This is a genomic window from Micromonospora sp. NPDC005237, assembly GCF_040607775.1.
In the GTDB taxonomy this organism is placed as follows: Bacteria; Actinomycetota; Actinomycetes; order Mycobacteriales; family Micromonosporaceae; genus Micromonospora.
The window spans coordinates 142,089-166,022 of the sequence record NZ_JBEXHJ010000011.1; the positions used below are offsets into that span (position 1 = coordinate 142,089).

Genomic DNA, 23,934 nt, shown 5'->3' on the forward strand with positions numbered 1-23,934 from the left:
CCGACATTCTCGTGTCTGAGCAGTCCGCGCCGGGATCCGGCGGGTCCGGGCGCCCCTCCGGCCGGCTGCTCGAGGTCGACGACCTGCGGGTGGAGTTCCGTACCCGGGACGGCGTCGCAAAGGTCATCAACGGGGTCACGTACCACGTCGACGCGGGGGAGACCCTCGCCGTGCTCGGCGAGTCCGGCTCCGGTAAGAGCGTCACGGCGCAGACGATCATGGGCATCCTCGACACGCCCCCCGGCTTCGTCACCGGTGGGCGGGTCCGCTTCCACGGAAAGGACATGCTCCGCATGTCCGCCGAGGAGCGCCGCCGCATCCGCGGTGAGGGCATCGCGATGATCTTCCAGGACGCGCTCTCCGCCCTGAACCCGGTCTTCACCGTCGGGTTCCAGATCGCCGAACAGTTCCGGGTTCGGCGGGGTCTGGGTCGCGCGGAGGCCAAGAAGCGCGCGATCGAGATGCTCGACCAGGTCAAGATCCCGAACGCCAAGGGCCGGTTCAACAACTATCCGCACCAGTTCTCCGGCGGTATGCGGCAGCGCGCGATGATCGCGATGTCGCTGGCGCTCGACCCCGAGGTGCTGATCGCGGACGAGCCGACCACCGCGCTCGACGTGACCGTGCAGGCCCAGATCATGGACCTGCTCGCGGAGCTCCAGCGTGAGCGGCAGATGGGCATGATCCTGATCACCCACGACCTCGGTGTGGTCGCCGACGTCGCCGATCGGATCGCCGTCATGTACGCGGGCCGGATCGTCGAGGAAGCCGACGTGTACGACCTGTACGCCAAGCCGGCGCACCCGTACACGCTGGGTCTGATCGACTCGATCCCGCGTCTGGACGAGAAGGGGCAGCAGCTCCGGACGATCAAGGGCCTCCCGCCGAACCTGATGAACATCCCGCCGGGCTGCCCGTTCAACCCGCGCTGCCCGATGGCGCAGCCGGTGTGCCGGGAGAAGGTCCCCCCGCTGCTCCAGGTGGGCCCCGCCCGGGCCAGCGCCTGCCACTTCGCCGAGGAGCTGGTGAACCGTGTCTGAGAACATCCTCGAGGTCCGTGACCTGGTCAAGCACTACCCCGTCACTCAGGGTGTGGTGTTCAAGAAGACGGTCGGTCAGGTCAAGGCCGTCGACGGGGTCTCGTTCGGTCTGCGGGCCGGCGAGACGCTCGGTGTCGTCGGCGAGTCCGGCTGCGGCAAGTCGACCCTCGCCCGGGTTCTGATGAACCTGGAGAAGCCGACCGCCGGCAGCGTGGTCTACAAGGGCCAGGACATCTCCAAGCTCTCCGGTGGGGCGCTGCGTCGGCTGCGTCGGCAGATCCAGCTGGTCATGCAGGACCCGTACACCTCGCTGAACCCGCGGATGACGGTCGGTGACCTGATCGGGGAGCCGTTCGAGATCCACCCGGAGGTGGCGCCCCGGGGCAGCCGTCGGGCCAAGGTCCGCGAGCTGCTCGACCTGGTCGGGCTCAACCCGGAGCACATCAACCGGTACCCGCACCAGTTCTCCGGCGGTCAGCGTCAGCGCATCGGCATCGCCCGCGCGCTCGCGCTGCGGCCCGAGGTCATCGTCTGCGACGAGCCGGTCTCGGCGCTGGACGTCTCCATCCAGGCCCAGGTGATGAACCTGCTGGAGAAGCTGCAGACCGAGCTGGGGCTGTCGTACATCTTCATCGCCCACGACCTGTCGGTGGTCCGCCACCTGTCGGACCGGGTGGCGGTGATGTACCTCGGCAAGATCGTTGAGATCGGCACCGAGGACGAGATCTACGAGCGGCCGACCCACCCGTACACCCAGGCGCTGCTCTCGGCGGTGCCGGTTCCGGACCCGACCCAGCGGAACAACAAGACGATCATCCGGCTCACGGGTGACGTGCCGTCGCCGATCAGCCCGCCCTCGGGCTGCCGGTTCCGGACCCGCTGCTGGAAGGCGCAGGAGGTCTGCGCCGAGCAGGTCCCGCTGCTGGAGATCCGGCGCGACTCGGACCACCCGAGCGCCTGCCACTTCGCGGAGCGGCGCGAGATCGTCGCCACCCACGAGGTGTGAGTCACCGGAACCGCCTGCCGACGTCACCACGACGACGGCAGGCGGTTTCGTCTGTCCGGAGCCCTCTGAGCGGTTCGCCACGCTCCCGCACCGCCGGTCGGTGACGACCGCACCGGCGGCCCACCGAGGCGCCTCAGAGCGGCCCGCGGCCCGCGCGCAGCAGCAGCAGCGCCAGTTGGGTGCCGTCGGCGCCGAGCGCGAGCCGGAAGCGCTCCAGGATGTCCCGTTCGCGGGAGAGCACCAGGCGGGTTCCACCGGAGGCCATCCGGGTCGCCCCGACCTCCTGTGACAGCGCGGCCCGCTCCTGCCAGAGCGCGATCAACGCGTGGTCGATCTCGTCGATCCGTTCTCTGATCTGCACGATCCGCGCAGCGGCGGTCGGCTCCACGGTGCCGGTCCGTGCCTCGGACGGGTCGCCGGTCCGCACCGAAGGCACCACCTCCGGCACGCTCCCGCTCGCCGACGGCTGTCCGGCCTCCGGTCCGGCCGGGCCACCGTTCTGCTCCACCACGTCTGTCATCATCGGGTACCTCTCGCGCTGTGGTGCCCGGTGCCCGGAACCCGGGACGAAAAAGCCCCGGACTCCAGGAGCCCGGGGCTTTTCGCAGGTCTGTCGATCAGGCGCGACCTACGGCAGCCGGACTCCCGGTGCCGTAGTAAAAGTAGTAGCGCGCAGCGATCACGCCGTCGAGTATGCCCACGCCGGTGGCCGGCGCGCAAGGATTCCGGCGCAAAAGGGCGGCCCGGCCGTGTGCTCCAGGCGCAGGCACGGCGACCCGGCCTGGCGGACGGCGCGGTCGGGAAGTGTCCGGCTGGCGGCATAGACTTGGTGCGCGATGCATCCTCTCTTCGACATTCCCGCGTCCCCGCCCGCGCCGGAGTCCGCGCCGGCCCGTCCGCACCGGCCCGGGTCGGCCTCCGTCCGCCTCGATCCGCAGCAGCTGCTCGCCGGGCTGAACGGGCCGCAGCGCGACGCCGTCAGCCACGCCGGTTCCCCGTTGCTGATCGTGGCCGGCGCGGGGTCCGGCAAGACCCGGGTGCTCACCCACCGGATCGCCTACCTGCTCGCCGCACGGGACGTGCATCCCGGTGAGATCATCGCCATCACCTTCACCAACAAGGCGGCCGGCGAGATGAAGGAGCGGGTCGCCGCGCTGGTCGGCCCACGGGCCCGACTGATGTGGGTGTCGACGTTCCACTCGGCGTGCGTCCGCATCCTGCGCGCCGAACACGAGCACGCCGGCCTCAAATCGACGTTCTCGATCTACGACGCGGACGACTCCCGCCGACTGATGCAGCTGGTCACCCGCGAGCTGGATCTCGACCCGAAGCGCTACCCGGCGCGTGGTCTGGCCGCCCAGGTCTCCAACCTCAAGAACGAGCTGGTCGACCCGGAGCAGTTCGCCGCGCGGGCCAGCGGGCCCAACGAGCGGGCGCTCGCCGAGGCGTACACGCTGTACCAGCGCCGGCTGCGCGAGGCGCACGCGCTGGACTTCGACGACCTGATCATGACGACGGTGCACCTGCTCCAGTCCCACCCGCACGTCGCGGAGAGCTATCGGCGGCGGTTCCGGCACGTGCTGGTGGACGAGTACCAGGACACCAACCACGCCCAGTACGTCCTGATCAAGGAGCTGGTCTCCGGCACCGACGGGCTGGAGCCGGCCGAGCTGTGCGTGGTCGGTGACGCCGACCAGTCGATCTACGCGTTCCGGGGCGCGACGATCCGCAACATCCTGGAGTTCGAGCGGGACTTCACCGACGCGCGGACGATCCTGCTGGAGCAGAACTACCGCTCCACCCAGACCATCCTGAACGCGGCCAACGCGGTGATCGACCGGAACACCTCCCGCAAGCCGAAGCGGCTGTGGAGCGAGGCCGGTGACGGCGAGCGGATCGTCGGCTATGTGGCCGACACCGAGCACGCCGAGGCGGACTGGGTGGGCCGGGAGATCGACCGGCTGGTCGACGCCGACGAGACACGCCCCGGTGACGTCGCGGTCTTCTACCGCACCAACGCCCAGTCCCGCGTCTTCGAGGAGGTGTTCATCCGCGCCGGCCTGCCGTACAAGGTGGTCGGCGGGGTGCGCTTCTACGAGCGCAAGGAGGTCCGCGACGCGCTGGCGTACCTGCGCTCGGTGGTCAACGACGACGACACGGTGAGCCTGCGGCGGGTGCTGAACACCCCCCGCCGGGGGATCGGCGACCGCGCGGAGGCGTGCGTCGAGGCGCTGTCCAGCCGTGATCGGATCTCCTTCGGCGCGGCGCTGCGCCGGGCCCGGGAGGCGCCCGGCATCTCCACCCGGGCGGCCAACGGCATCGCCGACTTCGTGGCGCTGCTCGACGGCGCGCGGGAGCTGGCCGAGACCGGCACCCCGGAGGAGGTGCTGGAGGCCCTGCTGACCCGCTCGGGTTACCTCACCGAGCTGGAGGAGAGCCTGGACCCGCAGGACGCGGGCCGGGTGGACAACCTCCAGGAACTGGTCAGCGTCGCCCGGGAGTACACCGAGCGGATCGAGGCGACCGGCGCCGACGGGGAGCGCGCCACCCTGGCGGGCTTCCTGGAGCAGGTCGCGCTGGTGGCCGACGCCGACCAGATCCCCTCCGACGACCCCGACCACCAGGGCGTCGTCACCCTCATGACGTTGCACACCGCCAAGGGCCTGGAGTTCCCGGTGGTCTTCCTGACCGGGCTGGAGGACGGCGTCTTCCCGCACCTGCGCTCGCTGGGCGACACCCGCGAGCTGGAGGAGGAGCGCCGACTGGCGTACGTGGGCATCACCCGTGCCCGACAGCGGCTCTACCTCTCCCGGGCGGTGACCCGCTCGGCCTGGGGGCAGCCGTCCTACAACCCGCCGTCGCGGTTCCTGGAGGAGCTGCCGCCGGAGCTGGTGCGCTGGGAGCGCACCGAGGGGTCGTACACCTCGTGGGCCGGCGGGGGCGGCGGCGTCGGCGGTCGTGCCGACCGTGCGCCCGGCGGTCGGGGCACCTTCACCGGCGGCACCCCGAAGGCGGCGCAGCTGGCCCAGCGGCTCGGCGTGGACGGCAGCCGCCTCACCACGGCCAGCGAGTTGCCGCAGGGGCCGAAGGTGGCCGCCGGCGACCGGGTCAACCACCAGCGCTACGGGCTGGGGCGCGTGCTCGCCGTGGAGGGGCACGGCCCGGGCGCCCGCGCGCAGATCGACTTCGGCGACCAGACCATGTGGCTGGTGCTGCGACACGCCCCGGTCGACAAGCTCTGACCCGCAGCGGGGCGCGAGCACGATCCGCGCTGGTTGCTGAAAACAGTGGCCTCCGCCAGGGCGGAGGCCACTGTTTGCACGATGGTGCGCTGGATCAGCAGCCCAGGTCGACGCCGTGCGCCCGCATGAACGGCGCGGGGTCGACCTGATTCCACATGCCCTGGTGCACCTCGAAGTGCAGGTGCGGGCCCGTGGCGTCGCCGGTGGCGCCCTCGTAGCCGATCACCTGGCCGGCCTTGACCTTCTGCCCGACGGTGACCGCGATGCGGCTCTGGTGGGCGTAGTGGGTCAGGTAGCCGTTGCCGTGGTCGATGAAGACGGAGTTGCCGTACCCGTCCGCGGCGTCACCGGCCTGGGTGACCGTGCCGGCGGCCGCGGCGCGGATGGGGGTGCCCGAGGGCAGCGCCAGGTCGATCCCGGCGTGCAGGGTGCCCCAGCGCTGGCCGTAGCAGGAGGTGACCGCGGCGCCCGGCATCGGGTCGACCCAGGCGGCCGTCGGCCTGGTGGTCTTCTTCGGCTTCGGCTTCGGCTTGGCGGTGGCCGTCTTCGTCGGTGTCGGGCTGGCGCTGGCCGTCGACGGGCTTACGGTCGGGCTGGCCGACGCCGACGCCGGCGCGCTCGACTCGCGGGTCGAGCGGTCGGCCCGGCTGGCGGCCTCGGCGCGGGACTGGGCGTCGAGCGAGACGGCGGTGGGCGCCGGCCGGTCGGGGCCGGAGGTGGCGACGGCGACCCCACCCAGGCCGAGGGCGACCAGCGCGGCCGCGCCGGCCACGATCAGGCGGTTCCGCCGGCGGGCACGTCGCGGCTGCTCGACGGTGGTGTCGGGGGTGTTCTCGTTCTGGACGGGGCTGTCTTCCTGCACGGCGAACCTTCACAGTCGAGGGGCACTTGACCTCGAAATACTGGTGTCGGGCCGAGCTGGACGACCGTCCGGGACCGGGCGTCCGAACCGGGGGCGGCAGCCCGGCTGACCTGGTATGCGCCGGTCTGAAACGCTCCGTCCGGAAAAGTGATCATGCCGTGGCGTGCGGTCGGTCACAGTCCATGCTGTGATCCAGCAGACATCAGCCGCAGGCCGGGCAGGAAAAACCGCCCGGATCGACAGATCCGGGCGGTCAACGGGCGGTACGCAGCGTCAGGAACCCGCTACCTCGCTGTAGATTGCCTCGACTTGCAGCTTGATGTCCACTCCGCGCTCCTGGAGGTACGGAACGGGGTCGATCGGCGCGCCCTTGACATGAAGCTCAAGGTGCAGGTGGGTGCCGTAGGCGTGGCCGGTCTGGCCCACCAGGCCAAGCTGGTCGCCCGCCTTGACCTGCTGGCCCTCCTTGACGCTGAGCGCGGAGGAGTGACCGTAGATGGCCTCGCTGCCGTCGGCGTGCTGGACGATCACCGCGTAGCCGTAGCCGCCGAACCAGCCGGCCTTGGTGACCAGCCCGTCGTGGACCGCCACGTACGGCGTGCCCTCGGGGACGACCAGGTCGACGCCGGTGTGCAGCTTGCCCCACCGCATCCCGTACGGGGAGTTGAAGTCGTAGCCCTGCAGCGGCAGCATCCAGACCTCGGGCTCGGCCGCTTCCTTCGTGCGGCTGTCCCGGGAGGCGCGCTCGGCGTTGTCCGCACGGGCCGCGACGTCCTGACTGGTGATCGACGCCTGCTTGAGCTCGTCGAGCACGGTCGGGCTGACGTCCTTGGCGTCGGGCAGGGCCGACGCGCCCAGCGCGACGATGCCCGCGCCGACGAAGGCGGTGGTGACGACGGCCGCGTAACGGCTACGTGGGGGGGTGGGTACGCGGCGGCGACCGCGATATCGATCGGGCTCAGACGACAGGCGCTGGCGCACGCACACCCTCCGTTGTCGGGGTTCCGAGGCGGCCGGTGGACGTCCGTGAAGCTCCGGTGAACGTCTGCCGACCGCGTCGTCACCCGTCCATGGACCTGATGACAACCGTGGACACGTTAACCAACCACCAGGCGACTCACAAGCCAGAGCGCCAAATTGGCGTGTCGATCTGTCCGTTTGCGTCCGAGATTGTCATGCATCGCGCCGTCGAACGGTGCCCCCGTAACCACCCGTTCGTCGCCGAGCGTGACCGATCCGGCGGAGTCGTCCGGCTTGACGCCGGGGCCCGGGTAAGACGGCCTCGATCGACAGTGCCGGAGGCCGTGCCTGGGCACGGCGGAATGTCGTACGTGTTTCCGGCCCGGATTTCCCGGCCCCGGCCGGGCGGGTTACCGTTCGTTCAGGTGAAGGCCGTGAAGCCGGTGAAAGGTGTGCGCTGATGAGCTCTCGTATTCGGGTCGTCGTCGCGAAGCCAGGTCTCGACGGCCACGACCGTGGCGCGAAGGTCGTCGCACGCGCCCTGCGCGACGCGGGGATGGAGGTCGTCTACACCGGCCTGCACCAGACGCCCGAGCAGATCGTGGAGACGGCCATCCAGGAGGACGCCGACGCCGTCGGTCTCTCCGTACTCTCCGGCGCGCACATGACGCTCTTCCGTCGGGTGCTGGATCTGCTGGCCGAGCGTGACGCCCGGGACATCGTCGTGTTCGGTGGCGGCATCATTCCCAACGGCGACATCCCCGAGCTGGAGAAGCTGGGCGTCGCGAAGATCTTCACGCCGGGCGCCACCACCCAGGCGATCGTCGAGTGGGTCCGGCAGAACGTCGCGCAGCCGGTCGCCTGAGGCGCCGGTCGGCTGCGCCGACCGGATCTGGGCACGGGGGAGGGGCCGGACGCACCCCTCACACGTCCGGCCCCTCTATGCACGATGCCCCGCCGCCACCCCTCGACCGACAGGGCATCGGCCGTATCCCGTCTTTGCGCTGATCAGCGCGCCGACACCTGACTCAACGACGCCCCGACGGGCGGGTTACGGACCCCCGGCAACATCGTCCGGACGATTGACGCCGCCCACGGCGCGGCCGGAATCAGCCCCACTCGGCACGGGGGTTGTGCATTACCGCACACCGTGCACCCGCTCGGTTGCCGGCGGTGCCCACCTCGCTAGGCTGCCGCCAATGGCCTGTTTCAACTGATGACAGGCGTCAAACTGTTTTCTGAACGCTGGTGGCGGCGCGACGGCGCGCCGCGGAGACGGGACGGGACGCGCAATCGTGGACCTGTACGAGTACCAGGGGCGGGACCTGTTCGAGCGGCACGGCTTGCCCGTGCTGGCCGGCGGCGTCGCCACTACCCCGGAAGAGGCCCGTGCGATCGCCGAACGCCTCGGCGGTCGCGTGGTCGTCAAGGCGCAGGTGAAGGTCGGCGGCCGAGGTAAGGCCGGCGGCGTCAAGCTGGCCGAAGGCGCCGAGGAGACGGTGGCCCGCGCCACCGACATCCTCGGCATGGACATCAAGGGCCACACCGTCCACAAGGTCATGATCACGGTGACGGCGGACGTGGCCGAGGAGTACTACTTCTCGTACCTGCTCGACCGGGCGAACCGCACCTTCCTCTGCATCGCCAGCGTGGCCGGCGGTATGGACATCGAGCAGGTCGCCGCCGAGACCCCCGACCGCGTGGTGAAGGCGCCGATCGACGCGAACACCGGCGTCGACGAGGCCAAGGCGCGGGAGATCGTCACCGCCGCCGGCTTCCCGGCCGAGGTCGCCGACCAGGTCGTCGAGGTGGCCGTCGGCCTGTGGCAGGCGTTCGTCGCCGAGGACGCCACCCTGGTCGAGGTGAACCCCCTCGCGAAGAACGGCGACGGGCGGCTGCTGCTGCTCGACGCGAAGATCACCCTGGACGAGAACGCCGCGTTCCGGCACCCGGACCACGAGGCCCTGGTCGACCAGGCCGCCGTGGACCCGCTGGAGCAGGCCGCCAAGGCCAAGGACCTCAACTACGTCAAGCTCGACGGCGAGGTCGGCATCATCGGCAACGGCGCGGGTCTGGTCATGTCGACCCTCGACGTCGTCGCGTACGCGGGTGAGCGGCACGGCAACGTCAAGCCGGCCAACTTCCTCGACATCGGCGGCGGCGCGAGCGCCGCCGTGATGGCGAACGGGCTGGAGATCGTGCTCTCCGACCCGGCCGTCAAGAGCGTCTTCGTCAACGTCTTCGGCGGCATCACCGCCTGCGACGAGGTCGCCAACGGCATCATCCAGGCGCTCGCCCTGCTGGAGCAGCGCGGCGAGAAGGTCACCAAGCCGCTCGTCGTCCGGCTCGACGGCAACAACGCCGAGGCCGGCCGGGCGATCCTGGACGGCGCGAACAACCCGCTGGTACAGCGGGTGGACACCATGGACGGCGCGGCCGAGCGGGCCGCCGAGCTGGCAGCTGCGGGGGTCTGATCATGGCTATCTGGCTGACCAAGGACTCGAAGGTCATCGTTCAGGGGATGACCGGCTCCGAGGGCTCCAAGCACACCCGGCGGATGCTCGCCGCCGGCACCAACGTGGTGGGCGGCGTCAACCCGCGCAAGGCGGGCCAGAAGGTCGACTTCGACGGCACCGAGCTGCCGGTCTTCGCGTCCGTGGCGGACGCCATGGCCGAGACCGGGGCCGACGTCTCGGTCATCTTCGTGCCGCCGCAGTTCACCAAGGCCGCCGTGGTCGAGGCGATCGACGCCGCGATCCCGCTGGCCGTGGTGATCACCGAGGGCGTGCCGGTGCACGACACCGCCGCGTTCTGGGCGTACAACCTCGCGCAGGGCGAGCGGACCCGGATCATCGGGCCGAACTGCCCCGGCATCGCCTCCCCGGGCGCCTCCAACGCCGGCATCATCCCGGCCGACATCACCGGCTCCGGCCGGATCGGCCTGGTCAGCAAGAGCGGCACGCTGACCTACCAGATGATGTACGAGCTGCGCGACATCGGCTTCTCCACCTGCGTCGGCATCGGCGGCGACCCAATCATCGGCACCACGCACATCGACGCCCTCAAGGCGTTCGAGGCCGACCCGGAGACCGACGCCATCGTGATGATCGGTGAGATCGGTGGCGACGCCGAGGAGCGGGCCGCCGAGTTCATCAAGGGCAACGTCACCAAGCCGGTGGTCGGCTACATCGCCGGCTTCACCGCGCCCCCCGGCAAGACCATGGGTCACGCCGGGGCGATCATCTCCGGCTCGGCCGGCACCGCCGAGGCGAAGCAGGCGGCGCTCGAAGCCGTCGGCGTCAAGGTCGGCAAGACGCCGACCGAGACCGCGAAGCTGATGCGGGAGATCATGTCCGGCAGCTGAGCCGGCACGGCAACACCGAAGGGGTCGACCGGAACTGGTCGGCCCCTTCGTCGTACCGCCGGATCAGTCGTTGTTCCAGAACGGGTAGTTGCCGGTGAGGCGCAGGATCGCGCCGCCGATGATGTTGATCACGCCGAACGCGATGGCGAGGTAGCCGAGAACCGGCGACTGGCCGTTGCGCCGCGCGTCGCGCAGTGACAGGTAGCCGAAGATGATGCCGAGGATGCCGCAACAGATCAGGCCGAGGACGATGCCCAGCACGCCCCAGAGTGTGGTGCGGTCGCGTCCCCGGGCCGGCGGTGGTGGGGGCGGCGGGTATGCGGTCGTCACGGCTACCTCCGGGCGGTCGTGGGCGGCGAACCCCGGGCCGCGACCGGCGAACGAGACCCGGTTGGCGACGACGGCCACCCCCTCTGGCACGACGCTAGACCCGACGGGACGGCTCCGGCCCCGGTTCGCCCAACTCGCCGCCCTCCGGGGCGGGTTAACGGACTGCCCCCGCCCGCGCGACGTGCCAGAGTAGAGCGGATGTCCCCCGTCACCCCTGACCCACCCAGCCGTGCCGGCGGCGTACGCGCCGACGACCGGCCGGTCGACCGCGCCGCGCCGCGTCGGCGGGTTCCCGCGCCGCGCGCCGGTGGGTCGCCGCGTGGGCGTGCGCCGCTGGCCGTCGCGGCCGGGGTGGCCGCGGCCGGGGCGGCTCTCACCTCGTACCTGCCGGTCGCCATCGTGCTCGGCCTGGTCCAGCTCGGCGCGGATTCCACCACGCTGGGCGGCACCCTGCGCACCGCGCTCGCCGGTTGGCTGGTGGGGCACGGGGTGCCGCTGCACACCGAGGCGGGCCCGTTCGGGCTCGCCCCGCTGGCGCTCACCGTGCTCGCGCTCTGGCGACTGACCCGGGCCGGCGTGCACGTGAGCCGCGCGATCGGCGCCCGCGACACCCGCTCACCGCGTCGCGCGCTGATCGCCGCCGCAGCGGTCGGTCTGGCGTACGCGCTGCTCGGCGCGCTCGCCGCGGTGCTGATCGGCGCGGGCGGGCCGCAGGTGTCCCCGGTGCGGGCGGCGGCCACGTTCGCGGTGGTCGGCACGCTCGGCGCGCTGGTCGGTGCGATCCGGATCACCGCAGTGACCCGGCTGCTCGTCACCCGGATACCCGGCCCGCTGCGCGACGGCGTACGCGCTGGGCTGGTGGCCGCGCTCCTCCTGCTCGGGGCGGGCGCCGGCGCGGCCGGCCTGGCCGTGGCCATGGGCGGCGGTGACGCCGCGGACATGATCGGCGCGTACCGGACCGGAGTGGCCGGGCAGGCCGGGATCACCCTGGTCAGCATGGCGTACGCGCCGAACGCCGCGGTCTGGTCGACCAGCTATCTGCTCGGGCCGGGCTTCGCGGTGGGCGTCGACACGGCCGTGCGCACCAGTGAGGTGTCGGTCGGCGCGCTGCCGGCCGTACCGTTGCTCGCTGGCCTGCCGCGCGGCCCGGTGGACGGCCTCGGCGCCCTGCTGCTCGCGGTTCCGGTGCTGGCCGGGATGGTCGCCGGCTGGTTGCTCGCCCGCCGGCTGGCCCGGTCCGCCGGGTCGGAGCGGCCGCCGCGGCGCTGGGCGGAGCTGTTGGCGCCGGCGGTGCTGGCCGGGCCGGTGGCCGGCGTGCTGCTCGGCGTCGCCGCCGCGGCCTCCGGTGGGCCGCTCGGCGCGGGACGGCTGGCACAGCTCGGGCCGGTGGCCTGGCAGGTCGGCGCGGTGGCGGCCGGTGTCGTCGCGGTCGGCGCGCTGCTCGGCGCCGCCGCCACCCGGGTGCTCGCCCGGAGCCCGCGCGCCGCTCAGACACCGCCGGTGCGCCCCGGAGTCTGACCGTCCGGCTGCGCGGCCGACGGTGGCTCGACCGAGGCTGGGCACGGCCGACGGCGGCGCGGCCAACGGCGGTACGGCCAACGCGGCGCGGCCAACGTGGCGCGGAGACGACGCGGGGCGCCCCGGACGGATCCGGAGCGCCCCGTCGGGAGCAGGGTCTTCTCAGGGCTCGGTCGGCAGGTTGACGTTCGCCACGATGCTGATGATGAGCAGCAGGATGCCCAGGCCGACGCCGACCGCGCCGCAGATCAGGCCAGCCTTGGCCTGGCCGGCGTTGCTGGCCTGGCCCTGGGCGACCTTCTGCTTCGCGAGGTAACCGGTCACCACGCCCGCGATACCCACCGGGATGCCCAGGTAGAGGCAGCAGATCAGCGGGATCGACGCGATGCCGAGGATCATCGACACCAGGCCCAGGGTGTTGTTCTGGCCCTGCTGCTGCGGGTAGCCGGCGTTCGGGTACGTCGGGGTGCCACCGTAGGGCTGCTGCTGGCCGTACGGGGCCTGCGGTGCGCCGTACGGGTCCTGCGGCTGCTGGCCGTACGGGGCACCGGGCTGCTGGCCGTAGGGAGCCGCCGGCGGCTGGCCGTACGGCTGGCCCGAGGTGGGCTGGCCGTAGGGCTGACCCGAGGTGGGCTGCTGGCCGTACGGGGCGGCCGGCGGCGGGGCGTACGGGTCGTGCGGCGGCTGGGGGGCGGTCGGGTCCTGGTTGGGCTGCTGGCCGTACGGGTCCTGACCGGGGTTGCCGGGCTGCATTCGAGAAGCTCCTTGGACTGGTTCCGTCAGTTGCTGCTGTTGTTCCCATCCATGATCGCGGTCAGACCACCGCAGGCACAGCACAGCAGCGCGACGACATACCGCGCATTACCTCCGATAACTATTCAGTCCGCCCGTCGGTCACTGTCCCAGATCGGCGAACCGCCCAACCGAGGGGCGTCCTGACCTGCCCGATAGGGTGGCCCGGTGACCGAGCCCGCGTCCGCCGCCCGCATCGTCGTCCTCATCTCCGGCTCCGGGAGCAACCTGCAGGCCCTGCTGGACGCCGCCGCCGACCCCGCGTACGGCGCACAGGTCGTCGCGGTCGGCGCGGACCGCGACGGCATCGCGGGCCTGGACCGGGCCGAGGCCGCGGGGGTGCCGACCTTCGTCGAGCGGGTCCGCGACCATGACAGCCGGGAGGACTGGGACCGCGCGCTCACCGCGCACGTCGCCAAGCACCAGCCCGACCTGGTCATCTCCGCCGGCTTCCTCAAGCTGGTCGGCCCGCACTTCCTCGCCGCCTTCGGCGACCGCTACCTGAACACCCACAACACACTGCTGCCAGCGTTCCCCGGCATCCACGGCCCGCGCGACGCCCTCGCCTACGGCGTGAAGCTCACCGGGGCCACGCTCTTCTTCGTCGACGCCGGCATGGACACCGGGCCGATCGTGGCGCAGGTCGCGGTGCCGGTGCTCGACGACGACGACGTGGACGCGCTCACCGAGCGCATCAAGGAAGCCGAACGGCGCCAGCTCGTCGAGCAGGTCGGCCGCCTGGTCCGCGAAGGCTGGACCATCACCGGAAGGAAGGTCACGGTTCCGTGAGTCCCACTCAGGACGGACGTCGCCCGATTCGGCGGGCGCTGGTCAGCGTCTACGACAAGACCGGATTGGTCGAGCTGGCCCAGGCCCTGCACGCGGCCGGTGTCCAGATCGTGTCCACCGGCAGCACGGCGAGCACCATCGCCGCCGCCGGGGTGCCGGTGACGCCGGTGGAGACGGTGACCGGGTTCCCCGAGGTGCTCGACGGCCGGGTGAAGACCCTGCACCCGAAGGTGCACGCCGGTCTCCTCGCCGACCTGCGCAAGGACACGCACGTCGCCCAGCTCGACGAGCTGGGGGTGGCCGCGTTCGACCTGCTGGTCTCCAACCTCTATCCGTTCCAGGCGACCGTCGCCTCCGGCGCCGGCGTCGAGGAGTGCGTGGAGCAGATCGACATCGGTGGCCCGGCGATGGTGCGGGCCGCCGCCAAGAACCACGCCTCGGTAGCGGTCCTCACCGACCCGGCCGGTTATCCGGCGCTGCTCGGCGCGCTCGACGAGGGTGGCTTCACGCTGGCCCAGCGCCGCGCGCTGGCCGCCCGCGCGTTCGCCGACATCGCCGAGTACGACGTCGCGGTGGCCCAGTGGTGTGCCCAGGAGCTGGCCCCGGCCGACGACTCGTGGCCGACGTTCGCCGGGTCCGCGCTGCGCAAGTCGACAGTGCTGCGCTACGGGGAGAACCCGCACCAGCCCGCCGCGCTCTACGTCGACCCGGACGCCCCGGCGGGGCTGGCCCAGGCCGAGCAGCTGCACGGCAAGGAGATGTCGTACAACAACTACGTCGACGCCGACGCCGCCTGGCGGGCCGCCAACGACTTCGCCGACCAGCCGGCGGTTGCGATCATCAAGCACGCCAACCCGTGCGGCATCGCCGTGGGCGCGGACGTGGCCGAGGCGCACCGCCGGGCGCACGCCTGTGACCCGGTGTCGGCGTTCGGCGGCGTGATCGCGGTCAACCGGCCGGTCTCGGTCGAGCTGGCCCGGCAGGTCGCCGAGATCTTCACCGAGGTGGTGGTCGCCCCCGGCTTCGACGAGGGCGCGGTCGAGGTGTTGCAGGGCAAGAAGAACATCCGGCTGCTGCGGGCGCCGGCCTGGAGCCCGGCGAAGGTCGAGTGGCGGCCGGTGACCGGTGGCGTGCTGACCCAGGTCGCCGACCGGGTGGACGCTCCCGGTGACGACCCGGCGAACTGGCAGTTGGCGACCGGCGAGGCCGCGGACGAGGAGCTGTTGCGGGACCTCGCGTTCGCCTGGCGGGCGGTGCGCGCGGTGAAGAGCAACGCGATCCTGCTCGCCAAGGACGGCGCCACCGTCGGGGTCGGCATGGGTCAGGTCAACCGGGTCGACTCCGCGCGGTTGGCGGTCGACCGGGCCGGCGCCGACCGCGCCCGGGGATCGGTCGCCGCGTCGGACGCGTTCTTCCCGTTCGCCGACGGCCCGCAGATCCTTCTCGACGCCGGCGTCCGCGCCATCGTCCAGCCCGGCGGCTCGATCCGCGACGAAGAGGTCATCGCAGCGGCCAAAAAGGCCAACGTAACGATGTACCTAACGGGAACCCGCCACTTCTTCCACTGACCCTCGTCTGCACCCCGTCGATCATGAAGTTATTGCCCTGACACGCCGATGTGCAGGGCAATAACTTCATGATCAACTGCCCCTTTGGGGTCAGGCTGGCGTGACCGGGCGGAGTTCGGCGAAGTGGCAGGCCGAGGGGTGCGGGTCTGCCGCTCTCGGGACCGTCTGGGGGTCCTGGGTGGCGCAGATGTCCTGGGCCTTCCAGCAGCGGGTGCGGAAGTGGCAGCCGCTCGGCGGGTCGGCCGGGCTGGGCACGTCGCCGACCAGCCGGATCATGTTGCGCTGGTCGCGTACCTCCGGGTCCGGCACCGGCACGGCCGAGAGCAGCGCCTGGGTGTACGGGTGGGTGGCACGCTCGTAGATCTCGTCCTCGGTGCCGATCTCGACGATCCGGCCGAGGTACATCACGGCCACCCGGTCGGCGATGTGCCGGACCACGGACAGGTCGTGCGCGATGAAGATGTAGGAGAGCCCGAGCTCGTCCTGGAGCTGCTCCAGCAGGTTGATCACCTGGGCCTGGATGGACACGTCCAGCGCCGACACCGGCTCGTCGCAGACGATGATCTCGGGCCGCAGGGCGAGCGCCCGGGCGATGCCGATGCGCTGGCGCTGACCGCCGGAGAACTGGTGCGGGTACCGGTTGATGTGCTCCGGGTTGAGCCCGACCAGGTCCAGCAACTCCTGCACCCGCTTGGCCTTGCTGCCCTTCGGTGCGGCGTCCCGGTGGATCTCGAACGGCTCACCGATGATGTCGCCGACCGTCATCCGCGGGTTCAGCGAGGTGTACGGGTCCTGCATGACCATCTGCATGTTGCGGCGCAGCCGGCGCAGCTCGCCCCCGGAGGCCTTGAACAGGTCCCTGCCCTCCAGGGTGGCCCGGCCCGAGGTGGGCGTCTCCAGCCGCATCAGCAGCCGGGCGAGGGTGGACTTGCCGCAGCCGGACTCGCCGACCACGCCCAGCGTCTCGCCCCGGCGCAGCTCGAAGCTCACGCCGTCGACGGCCTTGACGGCGCCGATCTGCCGCTGGAACAGCACACCCTGACTGATCGGGAAGTGCTTCACCAGGTTGTCGACGGAGAGGATGGTCTCGCCCCGGACCTTGGTGGAGCTAGCGGGCGCTGTCATCACGAACCTCCTGCGCGAAGTGGCAAGCGCTGGTCCGGCCGTCGCCGAGGACCAGGTCGTGCGGCACCACGTCCACGCAGACCTGCTGCACGTACGGGCACCGGGGGTGGAACGGGCAGCCGGAGGGGATGCGCATCAGGTTCGGCGGCAACCCCTTGATCGTCGACAGTTCCTGGCCGCGGACGTCCATCCGCGGGATCGACTCCAACAACCCCTTGGTGTACGGGTGGGCCGGCGCCTTGTAGAGCGAGCGGACGTCGGCGTGCTCGACGATCCGACCCGCGTACATGACCGCGATCCGGTCCGCGACGCCGGCGACCACACCCAGGTCGTGGGTGATCAGGATCATCGCCATGTTGAGGTCCCGGCGCAGGTCGGCCAGCAGGTCCATGATCTGGGCCTGCACCGTGACGTCGAGCGCGGTGGTGGGCTCGTCGGCGATCAGCACCTTCGGGTCCAGCGCCAGCGCCATGGCGATCATGACGCGTTGCCGCATGCCGCCGGAGAACTGGTGCGGGTAGTCGCCGATCCGCTTGGCGGCACCGGGGATCTTGACCAGGTCCATCAGCTCGACGGCCCGGCGGCGGGCGTCGCCCCGGGACATGCCGGAGCGCTGGCGCAGCGTCTCGCCGATCTGCCAGCCGACCGGGAAGACCGGGTTCAGCGCGGAGAGCGCGTCCTGGAAGATCATCGCGATCTCCTTGCCGCGGACCTGCCGGCGCTGCTCTTCGGACGCCGTGAGCAGGTCCTGACCCCGGTAGAGGATCTGGCCGGAGCGGACGAACGCGGGCGGCGTGTCCAGGATGCCCATGATCGCCTGGGCGGTGACCGACTTGCCCGAGCCGGATTCGCCGAGCACCGCCAGGGTCTCCCCGGCGTCCAGGTGGTACGACACGCCGTTGATCACCCGGGCCACGCCCTCGTTGGTCCGGAACTCGACGTGCAGGTCCCGCAGTTCCAGCAGGTGGCCGCCCTCAAGGGTGGGGGAGGCGGGGGTGGGTTCGACGGTGGAGTGGGTCATCAGAGAGTCACCGCAACTTCGGGTCGAAGGCGTCACGGATCGCGTCGCCGAGCATGATGAACGCCAGCACGGTCAGCGCGAGGAAGGCCGACGGGACGATCAGCGGCGTCGCCGCCTCCCGCATGTGGATACGGCCGGTGTCGATGTCCTGGCCCCACGAGATGGTCGGCGCCTTGAGGCCGATGCCCAGGAAGGAGAGCGTCGCCTCGGCGGCGATGAACGAGCCGAGCGCGATGGTCAGCACGACGATGGCCGGGGCCAGTGAGTTCGGCAGGATGTGCCGCCACATGATCCGGCCGTTGCCGGCGCCGAGCATCCGGGCCGCCGCCACGTAGTCCTGCTCCTTGGCGGTGATCACCGAGGAGCGCACCACCCGGGCGGCGGTGGTCCAGCCCAAAATGGCCAGCACGAAGATCACCGCGGCGATCCGCGCGTTGTCGCTGCCGCTGGACACCCGCTTGAGCAGCACGATCGCGGCCAGCAGCAGCGGGATGCCGAGCACCACGTCGATCACCCGGGAGAGCACGGCGTCGACCCAGCGACCGAAGTACCCGGCCAGCATGCCGATGACCAGCGCGATGATGCCGGTGCCGAGCGCGGCGAGCGCGCCGACCAGCAGCGAGGCCCGCGTGCCGTAGACGGCCCGGGAGTACGTGTCGCAGCCCTGGAAGTCGTACCCGAAGATGGCCCCGCCGGACGGCCCGGCGTGCTGTCGGGACAGCAGGCAGTCGTTCGGGCTGTTCGAGGTGAACACGCCGGGGGCCAGCGCCATCAGGGTGAAGATGACGACCAGTGCCAGCGAGATCCAGAAGATCGGGTTGCGGCGCAGGTCGCGCCAGGCGTCGCCGGCCAGGCTGCGCGGCTTCTGCGGCGCGCCCACCTGGTTCGGGGCGCCCGGCTCGCCCGAGGGGCCACGTCGTGCGGCCTGGTTCTCGGTGGCCGCCACAGTCTCAAAGTCACTCATGCCTGCACCTCGCTGCGCTCGGCGCCGGCATGAGAGCCCAAGCACGCTGCGCTGATGATTCGTTCGCTGCGCTCACTCATAGCGGATCCTCGGGTCGAGTACGGCGTACAGGACGTCCACCACCAGGTTCGAGACCAGGTAGACCACGACGAGCACGCTGACGATGCCCACCACCAGGGGGCCGTCCTCGGTGCGGATGCCGCGGAAGAGGTTGAAGCCCACGCCGGGGATGTTGAAGACGCCCTCGGTGATGATCGCGCCGCTCATCAGGTTGCCCAGCTCCACACCGAGGAAGGTGACCACCGGGATGAGCGAGTTGCGCAGCACGTGGACGGTGACGATGCGGCGCTTGACCAGGCCCTTGGACCGCGCGGTCCGGACGTAGTCGGCGCGCAGGTTCTCGGCCACCGAGGTACGGGTCAGCCGCAGCGCGGTGGCCAGCGACAGCGAGCCGAGCACGATGCCCGGCAGCAGCAGCGCGTAGAACGTCGGCTGGGAGCCGGCGGTGGGCGGGAAGAGCTGCCACTTGACGCCCAGGAAGTACTGGGCGAGCGGCGCCAGCACGATGGTCGGGATGCCCAGCACGAGCAGGGTCAGCACCAGCGTCGAGTTGTCGAAGATGCTGGCCCGGCGGATGCCGGCGACCACGCCGGCGCTGACTCCGAAGATGATCGCCACGGCGAGCGCGATGAGCGCGAGCTTGAGGGTGACCGGCCAGGCCGCCTGCAGGATGTCGCCGATCTGGCGGCCGGTCAGGGACTGGCCGAGGTCACCCTGGAGCAGGTTCTTGACGTAGTCGAAGTAGCGGTAGAAGAAGCCGCCGACGCCTGTCGCGTCGAGGTGGTACTTCTCCGTCAGGTAGGCCCGTTGGGCCGGCGTCACCGGGCGTTCGCCCGCGAGGGCCTGGATGGGGTCGCCCTGGCCGGCGAACATCAGCGCGTAGACGATCAGGGTGGTCCCGAAGAACGCCAGGACCATCTGCAGTAGGCGCCGCAAGATGTAGCGGAACATGCTTAGCAGTCTCTCCGGAAATATGCGAAAGGGTCGCAGGACGGCATCTCTGGTCGTACCCGAAATATCCGAGACGTGCCGTCCGGCCCGGGGGAGGCCGGCGCCACCGACTCCGGGCCCACGCGTGGGTCCGCGCCGGACAGCGCGGTCCGGGCCACCCGGGCGTCGTCGCCCGGGTGGCCCGAATCCGTTGGTCAGCTCAGCTGGCCGCTTCGATCTTGATGAGGTTGACCCGCTGGAACAGGTCCATCTGCACGTTCTTGACCTTGGACGAGGTGCCGTACACGTTCTCGCCGAAGCGGAGCGGGATCACCGGCATGTCCTTGGCCAGGATGTCCTCCGCCTGCTGGTACTTGGCGATCGCCTCGTCCTGCGTCTTGGCGGCGGAACCCTCCTTGACGAGCTTGTCGAACTCCGGGTTGCTGTAGCCGTAGTAGTTCGACGAGCCGTTGGTGCTGTACAGCGGGCCGAGGTAGTCCTCCATGGAGGGGTAGTCCATGACCCAGCCCAGCCGGAACATGCCAACCGGCTGCTTCTTCTCGACCTTGGTGAGCAGGTCGGCGAACTTCGGCTCGGCCGAGCCGACAACGTCCACGCCCAGGTTGGCCTTCAGCTGGTTGGCGGTCGCGTCGACCCAGTCCTTGTGACCGCCGTCGCCGTTGTAGGAGATGACGATCTTCGACGGTCCGCCGGCGGCCTGGTAGAGCTTCTTGGCCTCGGTCGGGTTGAACTCACCCGACGCGCCGGTGGTGTTCTCCCGGTAGCCCGGCAGGACCGGCGAGACGAAGGAGCGCGCCGGCGTCTGCGAGCCCTTGAAGACCGACTTGGTGATCTCGTCACGGTCGATCGCCATCGAGATGGCCTTGCGCACGTCCGGGTTGCTGAAGTTCTTGTCGAACGTCGGGAAGGCCAGGAACTGGAACGACGACATCGGGCTGGTCTGGTACCGGTCGCCCAGGTCGGTCGGCGCGTTGCCGAGGCTCTCGGTCGGGATCGTCGGGAGCACGTCCAGGTTGTCGCCCAGCACGTCCGCGTAGGCCGCGGTGAGCTGCTGGTAGACCCGGAACTCGACGTCCTGCACCTTGGGCTTCTCGCCCGGGTAGGCGTCGTACCGCTCGACGTCGATCTTGCTGTCGTGCTGCCAGGTGCCCTTCATCTTGAACGGGCCCTGACCGATCGGTGCCTGCTCGTAAGAGTCCTTGAGCACGCCCGGAGCCGAGAACGCGGCGTCCGGCAGCGGGTAGAACGCGTTGTATCCGAGCATCGTCTTGAAATCGATGTACGGAGCGCTGAGCGTCACCTGGAAGGTCAGGTCGTCGACCTTCTTCAGGCCGGACATCTCCTTGGCCTTCGGCTTGTCGCCCTGCAGGTCCTGGTAGCCGGCGATCTTCTCGAAGAAGTAGCTGCCACCCTGGCCGTTGGGCGCGTAGGCGCCGTAGTTCCACGCGTTGATGTAGTCCTCGGACGTGACCTTCTCGCCGTTGTGGAAGGTGTAGCCGTCCTTAAGCTTGATCGTCCAGACCGTGTTGTCGGACGAGGTGATCGACTGCGCGGCGACCTCGTACGGCTTGTTCTGGGCGTCGTAGTCGACGAGCGGGCTGAACAGGCCGGCGAGCACCTGCGACCCGGACGTCTCGGTGGTGTTGGTCGGAACCAGGTGCTGGGGCTCGGCGATCTGAATGCTGACCGCCGAACTGCCGTTGCCGCCGGATCCACCGTCTCCGCCGCTGCCGCAGGCCGCGAGGCCCAGCGTCACCGCGAGCGGGAGGGCGGTCCAGGCGGCGAGTCTACGAACTCGCATAGAGCCTCCTCATCTCCTCACGCTGCGCAGTCAGGCCCGACGCTGGGTTTACGCTGCGCAACAAGCGGTAACGGTAGGTCGAGATACCGGCCGTCGACAACGGCCCGGTTGCGGGTGCGTAACGGTCCGAGGACGTCTTCCTTGCGCGGCTCCCTCGTGCGTGCTAGCCCAAACCGGACAAGCGGCTCTGGGCTGCACATTCGCCAACAAGGCCGAAGTGTCGTGGGGTCTGCTGGCAGGGATTCGGCCGCCTCCGGCGGGTCCGTCCGGTATCCGCCGCGTGCGCAGACGGCGACCGTTTTCTCGGTGACAAGGTCCACAAATTGTCACCCAGAGTGATGAGCAACACGTAACTCATCGTGACCTTCGGTGGTGTGGCCGGTGCCTCGGCGGCCGTCCGGAGTGAGGTCGCCGGAACGGCACGTGCCGGACATGAGACGATCTGGTGGTGACGGCGACGCTTCTGGACGGCAAGGCGACCGCGGCGGAGATCAAGGACGAGCTGCGGATACGGGTGAAGGCTCTCGCGGAGCGCGGCATCACCCCCGGGCTCGGCACGGTCCTGGTCGGGGCCGACCCGGGCAGCCAGGCGTACGTCAACGGCAAGCACCGTGACTGCGCCGAGGTGGGCATCGCCTCGATCCGCCGGGAGTTGCCGGCCGACGCCACCCAGCAGCAGGTCGACGACGTCCTGGCCGAGCTGAACGCCGACCCGGCGTGCCACGGCTACATCGTCCAGCTGCCGCTGCCCGCCCACCTGGACACCCAGCGGGTGCTGGAGCTCATCGACCCGGCCAAGGACGCCGACGGCCTGCACCCGGTCAACCTGGGTCGTCTCGTCCTCGGCTACGACGGTCCGCTGCCCTGCACCCCGCGCGGCATCGTGGAGCTGCTCCGCCGCCACGACGTGGCGCTGCGCGGTGCCACCGTGGCGGTCGTCGGCCGGGGCAACACCGTCGGCCGTCCGCTCGGCCTGCTGCTCACCCGTCGCAGCGAGAATGCCACCGTCACCCTGTGCCACACCGGCACCCTCGACCTCGCCTCGCACACCCGGGCCGCCGACATCGTCATCGTCGCGGCCGGCGTACCGGGGCTGCTGACCGCCGACATGATCAACCCGGGTGCCGTCGTCGTGGACGTCGGCATCACCCGGGTGATCGGCCCGGACGGCAAGGGCCGCTACACCGGCGACGTCGCTCCGGAGGTGGCCGAGACGGCCGGCGCGCTGGTTCCGATGCCCGGCGGCGTCGGCCCGATGACCCGCGCCATGCTGCTGACCAACGTCGTGGAGCGCGCCGAGCGCGGCTGACGCGTCGACGCTGTCCCACGAGTGCCGTTCGCGTCTGTCCGGTCATAACTGTCCGCCCCTGGCCCGATCAGTGCCAGGATGGCTGATACGGTCCGGAAAACCGACTGGTATCAGGGAGTGGGACGACCATGGGTAAGAAGGTCACTGTCGTCGGGGCTGGCTTCTACGGCTCCACCACCGCACAGCGCCTGGCCGAGTACGACGTCTTCGACACCGTTGTGATCACCGACATCGTGGAGGGCAAGCCCGCGGGCCTCGCGCTCGACCTCAACCAGTCGCGGGCCATCGAGGGCTTCGAGACCAAGGTCGTCGGCGTGACCACCGGCCCGAACGGCGAGGGCTACGAGGCCATCGAGGGCTCCGACGTCGTCGTCATCACCGCTGGCCTGCCCCGCAAGCCGGGCATGAGCCGGATGGACCTGCTGGAGACCAACGCCAAGATCGTGCGGCAGGTCGCCGAGAACGTGGCCAAGTACGCCCCCAGCGCCGTCGTCATCGTCGTCTCCAACCCGCTGGACGAGATGACCGCGCTGGCGCAGCTCGCCACCCAGTTCCCGAAGAACCGGGTGCTCGGCCAGGCCGGCATGCTCGACACCGCCCGGTTCAGCAACTTCGTCGCCGAGGCGCTGAACGTGCCGGTGGCGTCGGTACGCACGCTGACCCTGGGCTCGCACGGCGACACCATGGTCCCGGTGCCGTCCAAGAGCACCGTCAACGGCAAGCCGCTGCGTGACGCGATGCCGGCCGAGCAGATCGAGGAGCTGGTCGTCAAGACCCGCAACGGTGGCGCCGAGGTGGTCGCGCTGCTCAAGACCGGTTCGGCGTACTACGCCCCGTCCGCCGCCGCGGCGCGGATGGCGAAGGCCGTGGCCGAGGACTCCGGCGACGTCATGCCGGTCTGCGCCTGGGTCGACGGTGAGTACGGCATCTCCGGCGTCTACCTGGGTGTCGAGGCCGAGATCGGCCGCGAGGGTGTCCGTCGGATCGTCGAGACCGACCTGGACGCCGACGAGCTGGCCAGCCTCCTGGCCGCCGCCGAGGCCGTCCGCGCCAAGCAGGGCGACATCTCCAGCATGTAGTTCGTACCCAACCCGCAGGAGGGGGGGGGGGGGGCCGCCGCCCCCCCCCCCCCGCCCCCCCCCCCCCCCCCCCCCCCACACGACAAAAAACAACGACACAAAAAAAAACCAAACAAACCACAGCGGGTAAGGGGTGAGGGGGGAGAAAGTGGG

The 23,934-nt window shown here is 70.6% G+C and carries 21 protein-coding genes; 11 read left to right on the forward strand and 10 right to left on the reverse strand.

Annotation, left to right across the window (positions count from 1 at the left end):
- Nucleotides 1-11 precede the first annotated feature (11 nt).
- Together ABZT87_RS27740 and ABZT87_RS27745 are read left to right on the forward strand one after the other, a co-directional pair.
- A complete protein-coding gene (locus ABZT87_RS27740) occupies nt 12-1,040 on the forward strand; it encodes an ABC transporter ATP-binding protein (RefSeq protein WP_354855394.1) in 1,029 nt (342 codons plus the stop codon).
- Nucleotides 1,033-2,046 (forward strand): dipeptide ABC transporter ATP-binding protein, encoded by a 1,014-nt coding sequence (locus ABZT87_RS27745; protein ID WP_354855374.1) that lies wholly within the window; start codon nt 1,033-1,035, stop codon nt 2,044-2,046. Before ABZT87_RS27740 ends, ABZT87_RS27745 begins: the two co-directional genes overlap by 8 nt.
- A gap of 133 nt (nt 2,047-2,179) precedes the next feature.
- Here the strand turns inward: ABZT87_RS27745 and ABZT87_RS27750 are convergent, their stop codons facing one another.
- Nucleotides 2,180-2,569, reverse strand: a complete 390-nt coding sequence (locus ABZT87_RS27750; protein WP_354855375.1) for a chorismate mutase — start codon at nt 2,567-2,569, stop codon at nt 2,180-2,182.
- A gap of 313 nt (nt 2,570-2,882) precedes the next feature.
- Between ABZT87_RS27750 and pcrA the strand changes: the two genes are divergently transcribed.
- On the forward strand, nt 2,883-5,288 hold the full coding sequence (gene pcrA, locus ABZT87_RS27755; protein WP_354855376.1) for a DNA helicase PcrA: 2,406 nt from the start codon (nt 2,883-2,885) through the stop codon (nt 5,286-5,288).
- A gap of 94 nt (nt 5,289-5,382) precedes the next feature.
- On the opposite strand, the gene ABZT87_RS27760 is transcribed toward pcrA, so the two are convergent.
- Together ABZT87_RS27760 and ABZT87_RS27765 are read right to left on the reverse strand one after the other, a co-directional pair.
- The gene (locus tag ABZT87_RS27760; protein WP_355139172.1) at nt 5,383-6,150 is read right to left on the reverse strand and encodes a M23 family metallopeptidase; all 768 of its coding nucleotides are present in this window, start codon (nt 6,148-6,150) and stop codon (nt 5,383-5,385) included.
- A gap of 273 nt (nt 6,151-6,423) precedes the next feature.
- Entirely contained in the window at nt 6,424-7,131 is a 708-nt protein-coding gene (locus ABZT87_RS27765; protein ID WP_234590189.1) for a M23 family metallopeptidase, read from the reverse strand.
- 439 nt (nt 7,132-7,570) lie between these two features.
- Here ABZT87_RS27765 and ABZT87_RS27770 point away from each other — a divergent pair, with 439 nt between their 5' ends.
- The 3 genes from ABZT87_RS27770 (at nt 7,571) to sucD (ending at nt 10,474) form a co-directional block, all read left to right on the forward strand.
- Nucleotides 7,571-7,975: a cobalamin B12-binding domain-containing protein gene (locus ABZT87_RS27770; protein ID WP_354855378.1), complete on the forward strand. Its 405-nt coding sequence runs from the start codon at nt 7,571-7,573 to the stop codon at nt 7,973-7,975.
- Between the two features lie 430 nt (nt 7,976-8,405).
- Nucleotides 8,406-9,584: an ADP-forming succinate--CoA ligase subunit beta gene (gene sucC, locus ABZT87_RS27775; protein WP_354855379.1), complete on the forward strand. Its 1,179-nt coding sequence runs from the start codon at nt 8,406-8,408 to the stop codon at nt 9,582-9,584.
- Between the two features lie 2 nt (nt 9,585-9,586).
- Nucleotides 9,587-10,474 carry a succinate--CoA ligase subunit alpha gene (sucD, locus tag ABZT87_RS27780; protein ID WP_354855380.1) on the forward strand — a complete coding sequence of 296 codons (888 nt, stop codon included), beginning with the start codon at nt 9,587-9,589 and terminating at the stop codon, nt 10,472-10,474.
- Nucleotides 10,475-10,537: 63 nt separating this feature from the next.
- On the opposite strand, the gene ABZT87_RS27785 is transcribed toward sucD, so the two are convergent.
- Nucleotides 10,538-10,804 (reverse strand): DUF4190 domain-containing protein, encoded by a 267-nt coding sequence (locus tag ABZT87_RS27785; protein ID WP_354855381.1) that lies wholly within the window; start codon nt 10,802-10,804, stop codon nt 10,538-10,540.
- Between the two features lie 198 nt (nt 10,805-11,002).
- Here ABZT87_RS27785 and ABZT87_RS27790 point away from each other — a divergent pair, with 198 nt between their 5' ends.
- Nucleotides 11,003-12,322, forward strand: a complete 1,320-nt coding sequence (locus ABZT87_RS27790) for a DUF6350 family protein (RefSeq protein WP_355139174.1) — start codon at nt 11,003-11,005, stop codon at nt 12,320-12,322.
- 162 nt (nt 12,323-12,484) lie between these two features.
- Here the strand turns inward: ABZT87_RS27790 and ABZT87_RS27795 are convergent, their stop codons facing one another.
- Complete coding sequence (locus ABZT87_RS27795; RefSeq protein ID WP_354855383.1) at nt 12,485-13,075, reverse strand: DUF4190 domain-containing protein; 591 nt, start codon at nt 13,073-13,075, stop codon at nt 12,485-12,487.
- 207 nt (nt 13,076-13,282) lie between these two features.
- On the opposite strand from ABZT87_RS27795, the gene purN reads away from it, so the two are divergent.
- Both purN and purH read left to right on the forward strand, forming a co-directional pair.
- Nucleotides 13,283-13,903: a phosphoribosylglycinamide formyltransferase gene (purN, locus tag ABZT87_RS27800; RefSeq protein WP_354855384.1), complete on the forward strand. Its 621-nt coding sequence runs from the start codon at nt 13,283-13,285 to the stop codon at nt 13,901-13,903.
- Complete coding sequence (purH, locus tag ABZT87_RS27805; protein ID WP_355139176.1) at nt 13,900-15,471, forward strand: bifunctional phosphoribosylaminoimidazolecarboxamide formyltransferase/IMP cyclohydrolase; 1,572 nt, start codon at nt 13,900-13,902, stop codon at nt 15,469-15,471. Before purN ends, purH begins: the two co-directional genes overlap by 4 nt.
- 90 nt (nt 15,472-15,561) lie before the next feature.
- Here the strand turns inward: purH and ABZT87_RS27810 are convergent, their stop codons facing one another.
- From ABZT87_RS27810 to ABZT87_RS27830, 5 genes are all read right to left on the reverse strand, one after another.
- Entirely contained in the window at nt 15,562-16,596 is a 1,035-nt protein-coding gene (locus ABZT87_RS27810; protein WP_355139178.1) for a dipeptide ABC transporter ATP-binding protein, read from the reverse strand.
- Nucleotides 16,580-17,617, reverse strand: coding sequence for an ABC transporter ATP-binding protein (locus tag ABZT87_RS27815; RefSeq protein WP_355139180.1), 1,038 nt, complete (start codon nt 17,615-17,617; stop codon nt 16,580-16,582). The genes ABZT87_RS27810 and ABZT87_RS27815 overlap by 17 nt, the downstream gene beginning before the upstream one ends.
- Before the next feature lie 7 nt (nt 17,618-17,624).
- Nucleotides 17,625-18,581 carry an ABC transporter permease gene (locus ABZT87_RS27820; protein ID WP_355139182.1) on the reverse strand — a complete coding sequence of 319 codons (957 nt, stop codon included), beginning with the start codon at nt 18,579-18,581 and terminating at the stop codon, nt 17,625-17,627.
- A gap of 72 nt (nt 18,582-18,653) precedes the next feature.
- Complete coding sequence (locus ABZT87_RS27825) at nt 18,654-19,592, reverse strand: ABC transporter permease (RefSeq protein WP_354855389.1); 939 nt, start codon at nt 19,590-19,592, stop codon at nt 18,654-18,656.
- 199 nt (nt 19,593-19,791) lie between these two features.
- On the reverse strand, nt 19,792-21,393 hold the full coding sequence (locus ABZT87_RS27830; RefSeq protein WP_354855390.1) for an ABC transporter substrate-binding protein: 1,602 nt from the start codon (nt 21,391-21,393) through the stop codon (nt 19,792-19,794).
- Nucleotides 21,394-21,841: 448 nt separating this feature from the next.
- Between ABZT87_RS27830 and ABZT87_RS27835 the strand changes: the two genes are divergently transcribed.
- Both ABZT87_RS27835 and ABZT87_RS27840 read left to right on the forward strand, forming a co-directional pair.
- A complete protein-coding gene (locus ABZT87_RS27835; protein ID WP_355139184.1) occupies nt 21,842-22,702 on the forward strand; it encodes a bifunctional methylenetetrahydrofolate dehydrogenase/methenyltetrahydrofolate cyclohydrolase in 861 nt (286 codons plus the stop codon).
- A gap of 128 nt (nt 22,703-22,830) precedes the next feature.
- On the forward strand, nt 22,831-23,781 hold the full coding sequence (locus ABZT87_RS27840) for a malate dehydrogenase (RefSeq protein WP_354855392.1): 951 nt from the start codon (nt 22,831-22,833) through the stop codon (nt 23,779-23,781).
- Nucleotides 23,782-23,934 lie beyond the last annotated feature (153 nt).

Coding starts and splice junctions, on each gene's coding strand:
- ABZT87_RS27750 (WP_354855375.1), bottom strand. CDS start 2,569: ATGATGACAGACGTGGTGGAGCAGAACGGTGGCCCGGCCGGACCGGAG.
- pcrA (WP_354855376.1), top strand. CDS start 2,883: ATGCATCCTCTCTTCGACATTCCCGCGTCCCCGCCCGCGCCGGAGTCC.
- ABZT87_RS27770 (WP_354855378.1), top strand. CDS start 7,571: ATGAGCTCTCGTATTCGGGTCGTCGTCGCGAAGCCAGGTCTCGACGGC.
- sucD (WP_354855380.1), top strand. CDS start 9,587: ATGGCTATCTGGCTGACCAAGGACTCGAAGGTCATCGTTCAGGGGATG.
- ABZT87_RS27790 (WP_355139174.1), top strand. CDS start 11,003: ATGTCCCCCGTCACCCCTGACCCACCCAGCCGTGCCGGCGGCGTACGC.
- ABZT87_RS27795 (WP_354855383.1), bottom strand. CDS start 13,075: ATGCAGCCCGGCAACCCCGGTCAGGACCCGTACGGCCAGCAGCCCAAC.
- ABZT87_RS27810 (WP_355139178.1), bottom strand. CDS start 16,596: ATGACAGCGCCCGCTAGCTCCACCAAGGTCCGGGGCGAGACCATCCTC.
- ABZT87_RS27815 (WP_355139180.1), bottom strand. CDS start 17,617: ATGACCCACTCCACCGTCGAACCCACCCCCGCCTCCCCCACCCTTGAG.
- ABZT87_RS27820 (WP_355139182.1), bottom strand. CDS start 18,581: ATGAGTGACTTTGAGACTGTGGCGGCCACCGAGAACCAGGCCGCACGA.
- ABZT87_RS27825 (WP_354855389.1), bottom strand. CDS start 19,592: ATGTTCCGCTACATCTTGCGGCGCCTACTGCAGATGGTCCTGGCGTTC.
- ABZT87_RS27830 (WP_354855390.1), bottom strand. CDS start 21,393: ATGCGAGTTCGTAGACTCGCCGCCTGGACCGCCCTCCCGCTCGCGGTG.
- ABZT87_RS27840 (WP_354855392.1), top strand. CDS start 22,831: ATGGGTAAGAAGGTCACTGTCGTCGGGGCTGGCTTCTACGGCTCCACC.